Source organism: Pseudomonas sp. 21LCFQ010, from assembly GCF_024129905.1.
Classification (GTDB): Bacteria; Pseudomonadota; Gammaproteobacteria; order Pseudomonadales; family Pseudomonadaceae; genus Aquipseudomonas.
This window is the reverse complement of record NZ_JAMYDZ010000033.1, coordinates 1-14872: the sequence shown is the minus strand read 5'-3', so window position 1 is coordinate 14872 and position 14872 is coordinate 1. Positions and strand designations below refer to the sequence as shown.

The window sequence follows — 14872 nt, the reverse complement described above, 5'->3', positions numbered from 1 at the left end:
AGCGCGCCAACGTCTCCTTGCCGAACGCAAACTACCCATAACAGATAGCAAAGACGAGATGCGGTTCGATAAAAACCTCAATAAAAACGCCGCGTCCGACGAGTCGGGACGGCGTTTACGGGATTTATCAGGTTTGCAGCAGCGCTGATAACCGCTGGGCACAAGGCCTGCGCGCGGTTATGCAGCGCTGGAGAGTGGCTCAAGGCCATTGCTGATTGCAATATCCGGCAATCATTTTTTCTGCCGTTATTACAGTTTTCAGGTCCACCAGTAACGCACCAGATGGAAGAAGATCGGCGCGGCGAAACACACTGAATCGATACGATCGAGCATGCCGCCATGGCCTTCGATCATATGCCCCCAATCCTTGACGCCGCGATCACGCTTGATCGCCGACATGACAATACCGCCGGCAAAGCCCAGCAGGTTGATCAGCACCGCGATAAAGAACGACTGGACGGGCGAGAAGGGCGTGATCCACCACAGCGCGCCACCGATCAATGAAGCCAGCAAAATACCGCCGACAAAGCCCTCGACCGTTTTAGACGGCGACAGGTTGGGGGCGATCTTGTGTTTGCCGAACAGCTTGCCGCACACGTACTGCAGCACATCCGAAAGCTGCACGACGATGACCAGGTAGGCAATCAGCAGCAGGTTGCGGCCTTCATAGCCGGCAATCTCCAGGGTCAGCAAGGCCGGCACATAAGACACGCAGAACACCGCGATCATCAGGCCCCACTGGACCTTGGAAGTGCGTTCCAGAAAATGCTTGCTGTCGCCGCCCAGCGAGGCAAGGATCGGCAGCAACAAGAACACGTAGACCGGGATGAAGATCGAATACAGCCCGTACCAGTTGATGCCGATCAGCACGTATTGCAGCGGCAGTGCCAGGTAGAACGCCGCTGCCAGGGCCGGATAGTCGCTGCGCCGGGTCGGGGTCAGGGTCAGGAATTCACGCAGGGCATAGAACGACACCGCATAGAACAGCAAGGTCACGGCGGTGTAGCCAAGCCAGAACGCTACGCCGATGACGATCACCATCGCCCACCAGGCGTTGATTCGCGCGTTGAGGTTGTCGATCACCGCATGCGGGCCACGGGCCTTGAGCTTGAGTACCCGGCCAATGACCGAGGCCAGCAGCAGAATGACGCCGATGCCCATGAACAACAGTTGAGTCTGGTTTTCCATCATTACTGCTCCGCAGCCAGAGCCAGCAACGCTTCGCGGCTGCGGGCAAGAAATTGCTCTTTGCTTTCGTCTTCCTGGACCTGCAGCGGCGCACCGAAGCTGGTGGTGCACAGCAGCGGCAGGGGCAGCAGCCGGCCTTTGGGCATGACCCGGTTCAGGTTAGAGATCCACACCGGCACCAGTTCGGCCTGTGGGTAGCTTTTCGCCAGGTGATAGATGCCACTTTTGAACGGCAGCAAGCCCTCATCAGGGTTACGCGTGCCTTCCGGGAAGATGATCAGCGAGTAGCCCTGCTCCAGCGCCTCAATCATGGGTTGCAAGGGGTTGGCCTGTTCGTCCTTGCGGGTGCGGTCGACCAGCACGCCGTTGAACACCTTATTGATGATGTACGGGCGCAGCGTGCCGCTCTGCCAGTAATCGGCGCCGGCCACCGGCCGGGTGTATTTGCGCAGCTCGCGGGGCAGTGACGCCCAGAGCAGCACAAAGTCGCCGTGGCTGGTGTGGTTGGCAAAGTAGATACGCTGCGTCGCTTGCGGCGTACAGCCCAGCCACAGGCTGCGGGCACCGGTCACGCTGCGTGCGCCAGCCGTGATCAGGGAGGCGACCAGAGATTCGAGCATCAATCAGATTCCTTCGGTAAGGCGAGCAAAGACGCTGCTCGCATGTTGCGCTGCTTCACCGCATCAGCCCAAACCAGGGCAAAATCAGTAACGCGCCCAGCAACAGCATGATTTGCAGGGCGAGCAACAACACTTGTTGGCGCAACAGCTTCAAGGCGCCTTGACTGCGTAGTGGCCAGGAACGCCCGGCTTTGTCGGCCGGTTGCAGGCTGAACGCCGCCAGAGCCTGATCCAGCGCCCGGGTGTTGCGTGTCAGGTTAGCAGGGTCGTCGGCAAGCTTTTGAAACAGCTCGGCATCAAAAGCTACCCGCAGAGCGTAGTATTTTTCGCCCAGGCCCAATACCACCAACAGCACCACCCAGCTCATCAGCAGGCCCGACGGGGCAAACCACAGCTGGCTCAGGCCCAGTGCCAGGCTCAACAGGGTCAAGCCGGTGGACAAATTGTCCAGCGCCCGGCCGCGACGTAGCAGGCTGGCGATGATGTGCAATTGCAGGTCAGCGTTCATGCTGCGCCTCTGCCGGTTGGGTTGTGCACTGTTCCAGTAGCGTACTAAGTGCCTGACGGTGTTCGTTGTGCAGCACCACGCCTGGCCGGCTCTGGCGGATCAGTTTGACAGCCTCATCTACTGACGCGGCCCGGCCGTTGTACAGCAGCCAGGCCGCCAGGGCGGTGGCGCTGCGTGAATAGCCCAATGCGCAGCACACCAGCAGCGGCCCGGCATGGCGTGATGCTTCGATGGCCTCGGCGGCGGCCAGGCACTGCTGTGCGGTGGGCGGGACCAGATCCAGTTGCGCCAGGTTACGGTAAGTCGGCGGTGTGACGCTCTGCGACAGCTCGGCACACAGGTCCACAACGGCCCTGAACTGACCGGCCTGATCACGACCCGCGATGCGACCCAGCCAGATCTCATCCAGCACTCGCTGCGCCTGCGGCTGGTTGCGCGTCCAGAGCCAGACGTTGAGCCATGCACCGGCCAGATACGGCGCCAGCAGCCAGCGTGCTGCGGGCGACAGGCGGCCATCGGCGCGCTTCTGAAAGCCTTGGGCATCGAACCACAGGTAGTTGAGGGCCACCAGCAGCAGTGACAGTGCCGGCCACAGCAACCATAACCAGACACCACCCAGGCTAAACCCCGGCCAGGCCAGCAATAGCGCGCCGAGCAGGTAGTAACCGGCCAGTTTCCAGCGGCTCGGGTCATGGCTAAGCCGGGCACTGAGCAGCGGGCTGCGACCTTCATCCGGCCACAGCCAGACACACAGCCAGCCGGCCAGGGCGCCGGTCGGCAGGTCGATGAAGTGATGTTGCCAGGTGGTCAGCACCGACAGGCCGATCAGCGCGAACCAGCCATGCAGCAGCCAGCGCCAGGCCGGATGGAAAGCGCGCAGGTAACGCTCGAAGCAGACCCAGAGAATCACCAGCAGGGCGATGTGCAACGACGGCGCCTGGTTGAACGGCTTGTCGAAGCCGACCAGCACGTCGAACAGCCAGCCGAATAGGCCGTCCATTTCCGGGCGCTGGAAAGTGAAGCGCAGTGGCCAGAGCAGAAAGCAACTGACCGCCAGCACTTGAGCGCTGAGCAGGCGCAGGGCGTGGCGGTCGAGTTCACGGCGGGTCAGGCAGGCCAGCAGTGAAAAACCGTAGAGCAGGTCGATGGACCAGTAGGGCACGATGGTCCAGGCCCAGAACGGCATGTGGCTTTCCCAGGCGAATGCCAGGCTGCCGACGTCGTCGCGCCGGGCGGTGTACCAGGTGGCAAAGCCGTAGCTGGCGAAAAAGAACGGCGCCAGCACCAGCAGCCAGACCACGGCCCGTTTCCACAGGCCTGGTTCGCGCAGGCTGCTCACGGCAGCCGCTGCGCCAGTGACACGCTGAAAATCCCCCACTCATCGATGCGCTGGGTGATCTTGCGAAAGCCTGCCGCTTCCACCAACTGGTCCATTTCGGCCTGGCTACGGCGGCGCATCACCCAGGCGTCACCGCCGCGATGGCTGGTCAGGGCGCGGGCGATCAGTTCCAGTTGCGGATGCCACGGCTGGCCGGTGTAGATCAGATAACCGCCGGGTTCGACCGCCGCGGCCAGGCCGGCCAGCGAGTGACCGACCTGAGTGTTGCTGGCGAACAGCTCGTACAGGCCTGACACCACCGCCAGCGTCGGTTTGGGATCGAGGGCGGCGAGGTTGTCGCGGTCAAAGGCGTCGGCCTTGATGAAGCGGGCAATTTCATCGAGGTCGAGTTTCTCGATCAGCGCGCTGCCTTGTTGCACGTTGAGGTCACTGTAGTCGCGCAACAGGATCGACTCGGGCAGCGGCTCGACGCCCTTGAGCGCTTCAAGGATGTAGCGTCCGTGGCCGGCGGCGATGTCGACGATTCGCACCGCGCTTTGCTGCTCGCGCAGCTTGTGCATGGCCAGGCGCAGCAGTTCTTCGATGTTGATCTTGCGTTGGCGAATCCCGCGCCAGCCAATCGAGTTCAGGTAGTTGCGGTCGATCAGCCGACCGAGGCTGCCGCGCCCGGTCGGTTGGTTGCGGTACACATAATCCAGGGTACTGCCGGAGTCAAAGCCGGTCTCGAAGCCCAGCTTCACCCCTTCGGACAAGCTGCTGCCGGTGCGCAGGCCCGCGCGGGTCAGCCGCCAGTAAAGGCTGCGCAGCGAACGTGGCGGCAATGGCGCGGCCAGCGCTTCGGCCTCGGCGCAGGTTTCACCTACCCGGTCGGCGTCCAGCAGGGCATGGCGCTGTGGCGGGTTGTCGAAGGCATGCTGCACGAAGCGGCGGATGCGCGTGAGCGCTTGCTCACGGTTACGCTCACCCAGGGTGTCATGGAAGAAACCGGGCAGGATGTGCTTTTCCTTTTGCAGGCTGCCCAGGCGTTCGAAGAAGCGTTCTTGCGGGGCGCGCTCAACCACGAAGTCTGCGCCCGAGATCAGCAATTGGGTTGGCACCTGAATGGCCTGGGCGTCGGCCACTACGCGCTCGGCGGCTTCGTACAGGCCCAGCAGCACATTGACCGAGATGGCCTTGGCGATCAGCGGGTCGCTGTCGTAAGTCTTGCGGCGATGCTCGTCGTGGGTCAGAAAGCGCGCTTTGACGTAGCTGTTGACGAAGAAATTGCCTTTGAAACGGCGCAGCAACGCCAGGCCCTGACGGGCGAAGGGCACGTAGAGTTTGACCTTGAACGCCGGCGAGGCCAGTACCAGAGCGCGGATGTTGGGCGCGTAGTCATGTGCCCAGGTAGCGGCGATCACTGCGCCGACACTCTGCGCCACCACCGCGATGTTGCCGGTTTCGACGCCGTGGCTGGCGGCGATATGCTCAATGAAGGTTTGCAGGTCGCGCACGGTGGTGGCAAAGCTTGGGCTGTCGCCGCGTGCGCCGGGCGACTCGCCGTGGCCACGGGCATCCCAGGCAAAGAAATCGAAACCCGGCAGTTGCAGTTCATCGACCAGGTGAGCAATGCGTCCGGAGTGTTCGTGGCCACGGTGCAACAGTACGATGGCTTGCCGCGACTTGCCGGGGGCCAGGCCCATGGCGGGCCAGTGGCGATAAAACAGTTCGACACCGTCATGGGTGGCGAAGCGCAGGGCAATCACGTCGCGCATGGCAAACTCCTTTGAGCCAATATTGACCGGGCAAGCAGGGGGTTATGAGTCTGATCTGTCGTGCGGCGCAAGCGGCTTTTCGGCGAGGCCCTGGCGAATCCGGTTGACCAAGGTGTAGATCAGCAGGGCTGAGACCACGACAAGGATGAAATTTATCCATGCTGGCGCAAGTAAACCTGTGGCGACCCCGGCGCCCATGACGCCGAACACCAACGCCCGGTCGCTCTTGCCCATCGGCCCGTCGTAGCGGCGTGACGCACCGACCATCGGGCCGAGCACGCCGGCGTACTCGCTGAACACGGCCAGCAGGGTCACCAGCACCACCAGCACCGGGCTGACCCCGGCCAGCAGGGCGAAGGGCAGCATCAGCGCGCTGTCCGCGATGACATCGGTCAGTTCGTTCAAATAAGCCCCCAGCCGCGACTTCTGGCCGAACTCGCGGGCCAGCATGCCGTCTATGGCATTAAGGGCCATGCGTATGATCATCCACAGCGGGATCAAGGCAAACAGCCAATAGTGCGGCATGCCGACGGTCACCAGCGCGCCGACCAGCAGTGATACCAGGCAGGCTCCGAGGGTCACCTGATTGGCCGTAATGCCCTTGTCGTAGAGCTTGTGCACCAGAGGGCGCAGCAGATTCTGGAAGCGCGGTTTGAGCTGGTAGATCGAAATCAAGAGAGGCCGTCCTGGTCAAGATGTTGGGCGCATCATCGGTGTATGCGGACATTTCGTACAGGACCCGATGAAGTAAAACGTGAAGTCTGTCCTGTTATTCAGGCGGATCAGACTGCCGTGCATGGACGATGCCATTGACCGTCAGGCCGACGGTCAGCGGCTCAAAGGATGGTTGAGCTACCTTTTTCCGATCAATTCTGGATGAGGAGGTGGACGGTCATGTACACCCAACTACCGAGTGCCCTGCAAGGCCTGCAATTGCCGTTGCGGATCAGACTCTGGGACGGCCAGCAGTTCGAATTCGGCGCTGAGCCGCGCGTCACGATCCTGGTCAAGGACCCAACCCTGATGGCGGAGCTGGCGCGTCCCAGCCTGGATCTGTTTGGCAGCGCATTCGTTGAGGGCCGGCTGGAGCTGGAGGGCTCGCTCAGCGAGGCGGTGCAAATCGGTGATCAGCTGACCCAGGCCTTTGGTCACTTCGCGCAGGACGACGACGGCAAGCGTACGGCTCATGATCGGAGCCTGGACGCCACCTCGATTTCTTACCACTACGACCTGTCCAATGCGTTTTACCAGTTGTGGCTGGACCGCGAGATGGTTTACTCCTGCGCGTACTTCAAGACCGGTCAGGAAAGCCTTGAGCAGGCGCAGCAGGATAAATTCCATCATCTGTGTCGCAAGCTGCGCCTGCAGCCTGGCGACTATCTGCTGGATGTCGGCTGTGGCTGGGGCGGGCTGGCGCGCTTTGCCGCCCGGGAGTACGGCGCTCAAGTGTTCGGCATTACCCTGAGCCGCGAGCAACTGGCGCTGGCCCGCGAGCGGGTCGAGGCGCAGGGCTTGCAGGATCAGGTCGAGCTGCAACTGCTCGACTATCGTGACCTGCCGCAGGATGGACGTTTTGACAAGGTGGTCAGCGTTGGCATGTTCGAGCACGTCGGGCATGCCAATCTGCCGCTCTACACCCGCTGCCTGTTCGGCGCGGTGAAGGAGGGCGGGTTGGTGATGAACCATGGCATCACCGCCCGGCACTCTGATAGTCGGCCGGTGGAGCGCGGGGCCGGCACGTTCATACACCGCTATGTATTTCCCAACGGCGAGTTGCCGCATCTGGCGATGATCAGTGCGCACCTCAGCGATGCGGGTCTGGAGATCGTTGACGTCGAAAGCCTGCGCCTGCACTACGCCAGGACCCTGGAGCAGTGGAGCGAACGGCTTGAGGCTCATCTGGACGAAGCGAAGGCGCTAATTGGCGAGCACAGCTTGCGCATCTGGCGACTGTACCTGGCCGGCTGCGCCTATGCCTTCGCCAGGGGCTGGATCAACCTGCATCAGGTTCTTGCGGTCAGGCCGCTGGCCGACGGCAGCCATCATCTGCCGCTGACCCGCGCTGATCTTTACCGTTGTTAAAGGATCGGGGAAATCAGCCGCGCCACGCGCATCCCCAGTTGGTGCAGGCGGCGGGTTTCCCGGCTGTCCTGTACGGTGATTTCCCGCGCCAGTTCGAAGTCAGCGCTGAGCATGGCTTCGACCTGAGCGGCGAACTCGCGGTCGACGGTCAGCAGCATCAATTCGAAGTTGAGCCGGAACGAGCGGTTATCCAGGTTGGCGCTGCCGATGGCCGTGACTTCATCGTCGATCAGCACCACCTTCTGATGCAGAAAACCCGGCTGGTAGCGGAACACTTTGACCCCGGCGCGCACGGCCGCGAAGGCATACAGGCTCGACGCCGCATAGACCACGTAGTGATCGGGCCGCGACGGCAGCAGCACACGCACATCCACGCCACGCAGCACGGCCAGGTGCAAGGCGGCAGACACGGCTTCATCGGGAATGAAGTACGGGCTGGTGATCCATAGTCGCTGTTGCGCTGAATGAATGGCCTCGACAAAGAACAGCGAGCAGGTTTCCTGGGCATCGGCCGGGCCGCTGGCGAGCAACTGGCAGAGCACGCCGTCTTCCGGGAAGCTGTCGGGCAGGCTCAGCGGCGGTAGCTGGCGGGTAGCCCAGAACCAGTCCTCGGCAAACGTCTCTTGCAGACAGGCGACCACCGGACCGATGACCTGCACATGGGTGTCGCGCCACGGTGACAGGGCAGGCTTGAGGCCCAGGTACTCATCACCGACGTTGTGCCCGCCCAGGTAACCCTTGAGGCCATCGACCACCACGATCTTGCGATGGTTGCGAAAGTTGATCTGGAAGCGGTTCATCCAGCCGCCATGGGTGGCGAAGGCTTTGATCCGCACCCCGCCGGCGCGCAGCTTCTCCACGTAGCTGGCCGGCAGCGCGTGGCTGCCAATCCGGTCGTACAGCACATAAACGGCCACTCCCTCGGATGCCTTGAGCAACAGTAGTTCTTGCAGGCGGCGGCCCAGGTCGTCGTCATGGATGATGAAAAACTGCACCAGCACTGTCTGCCGCGCCTGGCGGATGGCCCCGAACATCGCGGCAAAGCTGGCCTGGCCGTTGATCAACAGCTTCACTTCGTTATTGGCCAGCGCCGGCATATGCCCCAGACGTGGCATGGCCCGCAGCGCTGCGTAGGCGTCGGAGCGCCGCGCAGCGACCGCCTCATCGATCCAGGGCCGCCAGTTCAGGCTGCTGATAGCGTGCTTCATTTCCTTGTTGGCCTGACGTCGGGCCTTGATGTAGGCGTCGAATGAGCTGCGGCCAAACACCAGATAAGGAATCAGGGTCAGGTAGGGAATGAACACCAGCGACATCGCCCAGGCAATCGCCCCCTGCGCGGTGCGTACGGTCAACAGCGCATGGATGGCCGCGACGCTACCCAGCAGGTGAATGAAGCCAAGCACATAACCGAAGAAATACGGGCTGTGGTAATCCATTGCGAGGTTCCTTTACAGACGCCTAAACAGACCATAGCAAAGTGCGATTGTCGCTATTTAATTCAACATGCAACGGCGAGGCGTTTATACCGTCTAAGCCTCAGCGTCGAGAAATCACGCATATCGATGATGACCTGAGGAATCCGCAGATGAACAAACGCATGTTGGCCTGGATGTTTTGCCTGGCTGCGCCCGTGGCCCAGGCTCAAATGCTCCAGCCGGGGTTGTGGGAACTGACCTCCAGCAATATGCAGGTCGATGGTCAGGCGTTGCCGGACATGCAGTTCATGCTCGGCCAGCTCAAGAATCTACCGCCTGAACAACGCGCGATGATGGAACAGGCCATGCAGAAGCAAGGTATTACCTTGGGCGGGCAGGGCGTGCGTTTCTGCCTGACTGAGGCTCAGGTCAAGGCCGATGATATTCCGCTGACCGACCCCAAGTCCGGTTGTAATCAGCGCGTGACGGACCGCAACGGCAAAACCTGGAATTTCCAGTTCAGTTGCCCACGAGCCCAAGGTACAGGGCAGGCGCAGTTTCTCAGTGATCGTGAGTTCACCACCCGCGTCAAAGGCACCTTCAACGCATCCGGCCAGCAACAGAACGGCAGTATGGACACCCGCGCCGTATGGCTGGGCGCCCAGTGCGGTAACGTCGCGCCACGTAGTTGATCCATGAGTGTTCCACGTGGAACATCTGCTGTGGATGTAATGCTGCCTTCCCACCCCAATTCTGGCCTGAAATCGGGTGGGAATGAGCTGGCTGTTCTCACAAAGATCGCGCCGACCTTAACTGATCGACATTAACTTGTAGGAGCAGCTTTAGCTGCGAAGCCAGCTGTTACCGCTTCTGCTCGTGACACCCCGTCACCCGCCCGCAGCTGATGCTGCTGCGGGTGCCGTTCGAGCTGGACACTCTGGTGATGGTGGTCCAGCCCACCTTGCGAATCGTCCCCACCCAGATTTCACCATCCGATGCCAGCCCGGTAAAAAAGGTCAGTTGCCGATAACGGCTGTTGGTCTGCGCCCAGCGGCGGGCGCTGGCGGACTCGTAGCCGCGCAGGTAAGTGGTATCGCCCTGAGTCGCCACGCTATAGCCGTTTCCTTCCAGATCGCTGCAGGACAGCAGGTTCAGGCTGCGCACGCAGGTTGCCCCGCCGGTTGGCGTACTGGCGCCTGCCGCCAGAACACAGGTGCTGCTCAGCGCCAATAACACACTGGCAGCGATGGTTTTCACAGGCATGCGAGCGCCCTTCGTCGAACAGGTTGGCAAAACCGCATTGTTATACTATAACATTGTCGGTCGTTGAATCCGCTGCCACAAAGCCAGCAGAGCTTTGCCCAGCCTACCTGAACCAAACCTGTTGGTGAGTCCTGATGCCGAACCGTCTTCCCGTTACCGTCCTGTCCGGCTTTCTTGGTGCCGGCAAAAGTACCTTGCTTAATCACGTGTTGCGCAACCGTGAAAACCTGCGCGTGGCGGTGATCGTCAATGACATGAGTGAAATCAACATCGATGGCAGCGAGGTGCAGCGTGACGTCAGCCTCAGCCGCGCCGATGAGAAACTGGTCGAGATGAGCAATGGTTGCATCTGCTGCACCCTGCGCGAAGACTTGCTTGAAGAAGTCAGCCGTCTGGCACAGGACGGCCGCTTCGATTACCTGCTGATTGAGTCCACCGGCATTTCCGAGCCGCTGCCGGTGGCGGAAACCTTTACCTTTCGCGATGAGGCCGGTACCAGCCTCTCGGACATTGCGCGCCTGGACACCATGGTCACGGTGGTGGACGGCATGAATTTCCTGCTCGACTACCAGGCCGCCGAGAGCCTGGCCAGCCGCGGTGAGAGCATGGGCGATGAGGATGATCGATCCATCACCGACCTGCTCATCGAGCAGATCGAGTTCGCCGATGTGATTCTGCTCAGCAAGATCGACCTGATCAGCTCCAGCGAGCGTGAAGAGTTAATGGCCATTCTCGGCCGCTTGAATGCTCAGGCGCAGATTGTGCCGATGGTCATGGGCCAGGTGCCGCTGACCACCATCCTCAATACCGGCCGCTTCGATTTTGAACGCGCGGCCCAAGCGCCGGGCTGGCTCAAGGAACTGCGTGGCGAGCATGTACCGGAAAGCGAAGAGTACGGCATCGCCTCGACGGCCTACCGGGCGCGGCGGCCGTTTCACCCGGAGCGCTTTTTCAACTTCCTCAACCGGCCCTGGCTCAATGGCAAGCTGCTGCGCTCCAAAGGCTTTTTCTGGCTTGCGAGCAAACATCAGGAGGCCGGCAGTTGGTCGCAGGCCGGTGGCCTGATGCGTCATGGTCCGGCCGGTCGCTGGTGGCGCTTCGTACCGCGCGCCCACTGGCCGCAGGATCAGGAAAGTCTCCAGGCGATCATGAAGGAGTGGAATGCAGCCACCGGTGATTGCCGCCAGGAACTGGTGTTCATCGGCCAGAACATCGACTTCACCCAACTCAACGCCGAGCTGGACGACTGCCTGTTGACCGATGCCGAGATGGGCATGGGCGTCGAAGCCTGGCAATTGCTGCCTGACCCGTTCGGGGAATGGCATGAAGAGGACGCTGCCTGATGCTCGCGCAGGTTTTACCGTTTCGCCCGCAGGCCCGCCAGGTACAGGGCGACAATCCCGATATTCTCGGGGAGGTGTTGCAGGACGGCGTCAATCTGGCGGTCTGGCAACGCCATTTGCCGCTGCACATCCAGGATTTCGCCAGCGCCTTGCTGACCCTGAACGAGCCGCTGTCAGAGTCTTTGGCACTGGAGGTAAAAGGAGGCAATCTGGAGCCTGATCTGCAGCGTCTGGCTGCCGCTTATGCCGATGTGCAGGGCCACGCCGGGTTCGTCGCTGACGTGTCCTGGCTGGTCAGCGCCTACGCCTGCCTGCTGGGTGCCGAACGGGTCGGCCTGCGTCTGCGGGCGATGGACACCGCCATGTGCCCGCGTTTTCATGTCGATCACGTGCCGATGCGGCTGATCACCACCTACGCCGGGATCGGCAGCCAGTGGCTCAAAGAGCGTGACATGGATCGCTCGCGCCTTGGGCAGGCTCAGGCCGAACCCAAAGACCCGGCGCTGATTCAGCAAATTCAGTGCGGTGCAGTGGCGCTGCTCAAGGGCGAGCGCTGGATCGGCAACGAGGGCCATGGCCTGATCCACCGTTCGCCGCCGTTGAGCCGTAACGAACGACGCCTGATTCTGACCCTCGACTGGCTGGCCTGACCCTCAAGGGGTCTGCCACTGCCCTTGGCTCTGGCCCTCGCAAAACGGTTTGAGGTACGCAGCATCGCTGGCCACGCCGTAATAGTGGATATGCTCGCGATAGGGCATATTGGCAACCTGAGCGTCACGGCATACGCCAAAAGCGCCTGCCGGGCATTGCTCGACAAACTGTACCTCGACCTTTTGCCCGGCCAGTTGCGGCTGGCAGAAACTGTCGTGGAACAGGTTGTCTGGCACTGAGACATTCTCCTGACACACCTTCACATCCAGGCGCTGCGCCTGGGTGTGGACAACACAGGCTGCGGCCCGCACCTGGCCTGAGGCGAGTGTCAGCAGTGCTGTCGCCAGCATGGTTGCCCATCGTGATTGCAAACCTTGTCCTCCTGAAGCGAACTGATGCTGCAGAACATTCCCACTCATGTCATCGGTGGCCCGTTGGGCGCCGGCAAGACCAGCCTGATCCGTCACCTGTTGGCGCACAAACCCGCTGACCAGCGCTGGGCGGTACTGATCAACGAGTTCGGCCAGATCGGTCTGGACGCCGCGCTGCTGACCACCGGCGCCGATGGTATCGCACTTGGCGAAGTGGCTGGCGGCTGCCTGTGCTGCGTCAATGGCGTGCCGTTCCAGATTGGCCTGGGTCGGCTGCTGCGCAAAGCCCGGCCCGACCGGCTGTTGATCGAACCGTCGGGTCTTGGCCATCCGGCACAGTTGATTGCCCAGTTGCAGCAGCCACCCTGGCAGGGCGTGCTGCGGGTGATGCCAGCGGTCATGGTTCTCGATGCCCAGGCATTGGCGGCCGGCCAGCCATTGCCCGATACCCAGCAGCAGGCGCTGGCGGCTGCCGGGTTGCTGGTGCTTAACAAGGCTGAGGGTTTATCCGACGCTGTCCGCCAGCGGCTGGCCGAGCGTTTGCCGGCGTTGCCACGGGTCTGGTGCAGCCAGGGCCGCTTGTCATTGTCACAGTTGCCGGGTGTGGACAGTTTGACAGCTGTGGATAACCCTCAGGCTGAGCAGGCACTGCCAGCGAGCATTCAGGCAGCAGCGCCGCACTGGGCAGATGTTGCGACGCCATGGGTGCTCAGCCAGGGCAGTGCCGACGGCTGGAGCGTAGGCTGGCGCTGGCACCCTTCGCAGCGTTTCGATTGCAGGCAACTGGCGCAGTGGCTGGCTGCCCTGAACTGGCGACGCGCCAAACTGGTGGTGCACAGCGAGCAGGGTTGGTGTTCAGCCAACGCGCTGGCAGGGGCGGGTGTGCAATGGCAAGCCAGCGAGTGGCGCCAGGACTCGCGGCTGGAGCTGATCTTTGATGAGGCTCAGGATGTGGCGGCCCTTCAAGCCGGGTTGAGTGCTTGCCGAATAGCCTGAAAAATCATTGCTTCCATTTCTGATGCGACTGGCGCCATTCGTCGAGACGGATCACTTCGGCAGACGGTGGTGGCGGCTTGATCTCGAAAGGATAGGGGGCCAGCTCGATCTGCGCGCTGTGCGCGCCGAATTGAGTAATGCTGCCAGGATGACGCTGTTCGCCAGTGACGGTGAATTCAAAACTGTAGATACGCGCCAGGCGTTTGCGGCCATGGGCGTCGGCGGTCCACGCCAGACGCTTGAAGGCGACGTTCTCGTCGAGCAGTTCCAGATCGAGCCGTGCGCAATGTTGCTTGACCCGCTCCAGCGCTTTTTCACGCAGACCGTGGGCATGCCAAAGCCAGGCTGCCCCGGTGGCGAGCAGCATCAGCACAAAAATATTACCCAGGGTCAGCATGACGGTGTACTCCAGCCGATGAGCCAAACAGGCTGCTACAGATTAACTGGGTGCGATCAATTCCAGCCAGAGCGGGCGCAGTAAATTTCGCACGACTGCATTTGTGTCCTGTTACGCAACGCAGATGAAACGTATCTGTATTTTTACCAAGCTGGCGCGAAAAGCCCCTTCCTTCAGGTGGGGGATGAAAGCGCCACCGCGAAGCGGTCATAGGGGTTAACATCCATAAAACCGCCCCATCCTGTGTTTCATGACTGAAATGAAAGCGACCAAAACCCTCAAGATTCGAGTGCGAGACAAGCATGCAGCGCAACTGCGTGAAGCTTCTCGTGCTGTGAATTTTGTGTGGAACTACGTAAATGAGTTGAGTAGTCGCTTGATTCGTGAGCGTGGTCGTTTTCTGTCGGCGTTCGACATTCACAAGTACACCAACGGGGCCGGCAAAGACCTGGGACTGCACAGCCAATCGGTGCAGGCTGTTGCCGACGAATATGTCACACGGCGCAAGCAGTTCAAAAAGCGCCAGCTACGCTGGCGCTGCTCGGGCGGCGCTCGGCGCAGCCTGGGCTGGGTGCCCCTCAAGGCCGGCGCTGCTTTCTGGAAAAACGGCCAGGTCGTCTTCAACAGACAGCACTTCAAGGTCTGGGACAGCTACGGCCTGGCGGGCTTTAAATTCAGATCCGGTAGCTTCAACGAAGACACCCGTGGACGCTGGTATTTCAACGTCGTGGTCGAGGTCGACCGGCAGTTATCGCCAGGCCAGGACGCGGTGGGTATCGACCTCGGACTGAAAACCACGGCCACCTGTAGCGACGGTCATCGCCTTGAAAGCGGCAGGTTCTACCGGGATCTGGAGAGCGCCCTGGGCACGGCCCAGCGCGCCGGCAAGAAGGCCCGTGTGCGGGCGATCCACGCCAAAATTGCGAACCGCCGCAAGGATTGCCT

Annotated in this window: 16 protein-coding genes; 6 read left to right on the top strand and 10 right to left on the bottom strand. The window is 61.5% G+C overall.

Annotated elements, in window-relative coordinates:
* Nucleotides 1–258: 258 nt before the first annotated feature.
* The 6 genes from NJC38_RS25955 to NJC38_RS25930 are packed head-to-tail and all read right to left on the bottom strand — an operon-like array spanning nt 259 to nt 6084.
* The gene (locus NJC38_RS25955; protein WP_045485470.1) at nt 259–1188 is read right to left on the bottom strand and encodes a phosphatidate cytidylyltransferase; all 930 of its coding nucleotides are present in this window, start codon (nt 1186–1188) and stop codon (nt 259–261) included.
* A 2-nt stretch (nt 1189–1190) separates the two neighbouring features.
* Nucleotides 1191–1808, bottom strand: a complete 618-nt coding sequence (locus tag NJC38_RS25950; RefSeq protein ID WP_253117784.1) for a lysophospholipid acyltransferase family protein — start codon at nt 1806–1808, stop codon at nt 1191–1193.
* 55 nt (nt 1809–1863) lie between these two features.
* A complete protein-coding gene (locus NJC38_RS25945) occupies nt 1864–2316 on the bottom strand; it encodes a hypothetical protein (protein ID WP_253117783.1) in 453 nt (150 codons plus the stop codon).
* Entirely contained in the window at nt 2306–3655 is a 1350-nt protein-coding gene (locus NJC38_RS25940) for a phosphatase PAP2/dual specificity phosphatase family protein (protein ID WP_253117782.1), read from the bottom strand. Before NJC38_RS25940 ends, NJC38_RS25945 begins: the two co-directional genes overlap by 11 nt.
* Nucleotides 3652–5409 carry a bifunctional alpha/beta hydrolase/class I SAM-dependent methyltransferase gene (locus tag NJC38_RS25935; RefSeq protein ID WP_253117781.1) on the bottom strand — a complete coding sequence of 586 codons (1758 nt, stop codon included), beginning with the start codon at nt 5407–5409 and terminating at the stop codon, nt 3652–3654. The genes NJC38_RS25940 and NJC38_RS25935 overlap by 4 nt, the downstream gene beginning before the upstream one ends.
* 42 nt (nt 5410–5451) lie before the next feature.
* Entirely contained in the window at nt 5452–6084 is a 633-nt protein-coding gene (locus NJC38_RS25930; RefSeq protein ID WP_253117780.1) for a CDP-alcohol phosphatidyltransferase family protein, read from the bottom strand.
* Nucleotides 6085–6303: 219 nt separating this feature from the next.
* On the opposite strand from NJC38_RS25930, the gene cfaB reads away from it, so the two are divergent.
* On the top strand, nt 6304–7491 hold the full coding sequence (gene cfaB, locus NJC38_RS25925; protein ID WP_045485479.1) for a C17 cyclopropane fatty acid synthase CfaB: 1188 nt from the start codon (nt 6304–6306) through the stop codon (nt 7489–7491).
* On the opposite strand, the gene cls is transcribed toward cfaB, so the two are convergent.
* Nucleotides 7488–8927 (bottom strand): cardiolipin synthase, encoded by a 1440-nt coding sequence (gene cls / locus NJC38_RS25920; protein ID WP_253117779.1) that lies wholly within the window; start codon nt 8925–8927, stop codon nt 7488–7490. The two genes, cfaB and cls, sit on opposite strands and share 4 nt — an antisense overlap.
* A 149-nt stretch (nt 8928–9076) precedes the next feature.
* Between cls and NJC38_RS25915 the strand changes: the two genes are divergently transcribed.
* The gene (locus NJC38_RS25915) at nt 9077–9598 is read left to right on the top strand and encodes a DUF3617 domain-containing protein (RefSeq protein WP_253117778.1); all 522 of its coding nucleotides are present in this window, start codon (nt 9077–9079) and stop codon (nt 9596–9598) included.
* 169 nt (nt 9599–9767) lie between these two features.
* Here the strand turns inward: NJC38_RS25915 and NJC38_RS25910 are convergent, their stop codons facing one another.
* Nucleotides 9768–10169 (bottom strand): glutamine synthetase, encoded by a 402-nt coding sequence (locus tag NJC38_RS25910; RefSeq protein ID WP_253117777.1) that lies wholly within the window; start codon nt 10167–10169, stop codon nt 9768–9770.
* A 134-nt stretch (nt 10170–10303) separates the two neighbouring features.
* Between NJC38_RS25910 and zigA the strand changes: the two genes are divergently transcribed.
* Both zigA and NJC38_RS25900 read left to right on the top strand, forming a co-directional pair.
* The gene (zigA, locus tag NJC38_RS25905) at nt 10304–11512 is read left to right on the top strand and encodes a zinc metallochaperone GTPase ZigA (protein WP_253117776.1); all 1209 of its coding nucleotides are present in this window, start codon (nt 10304–10306) and stop codon (nt 11510–11512) included.
* Nucleotides 11512–12162: a DUF1826 domain-containing protein gene (locus tag NJC38_RS25900; RefSeq protein WP_253117775.1), complete on the top strand. Its 651-nt coding sequence runs from the start codon at nt 11512–11514 to the stop codon at nt 12160–12162. The genes zigA and NJC38_RS25900 overlap by 1 nt, the downstream gene beginning before the upstream one ends.
* Before the next feature lie 3 nt (nt 12163–12165).
* On the opposite strand, the gene NJC38_RS25895 is transcribed toward NJC38_RS25900, so the two are convergent.
* Complete coding sequence (locus tag NJC38_RS25895) at nt 12166–12513, bottom strand: hypothetical protein (RefSeq protein ID WP_045485491.1); 348 nt, start codon at nt 12511–12513, stop codon at nt 12166–12168.
* 45 nt (nt 12514–12558) lie between these two features.
* Between NJC38_RS25895 and NJC38_RS25890 the strand changes: the two genes are divergently transcribed.
* Nucleotides 12559–13530 (top strand): CobW family GTP-binding protein, encoded by a 972-nt coding sequence (locus NJC38_RS25890; protein ID WP_253117774.1) that lies wholly within the window; start codon nt 12559–12561, stop codon nt 13528–13530.
* 4 nt (nt 13531–13534) lie between these two features.
* Here the strand turns inward: NJC38_RS25890 and NJC38_RS25885 are convergent, their stop codons facing one another.
* Nucleotides 13535–13927, bottom strand: a complete 393-nt coding sequence (locus NJC38_RS25885; RefSeq protein WP_045485495.1) for a DUF3301 domain-containing protein — start codon at nt 13925–13927, stop codon at nt 13535–13537.
* 259 nt (nt 13928–14186) lie between these two features.
* Between NJC38_RS25885 and NJC38_RS25880 the strand changes: the two genes are divergently transcribed.
* On the top strand, nt 14187–14872 hold a 686-nt coding region (locus NJC38_RS25880), incomplete at its 3' end, for a transposase (protein ID WP_253117773.1).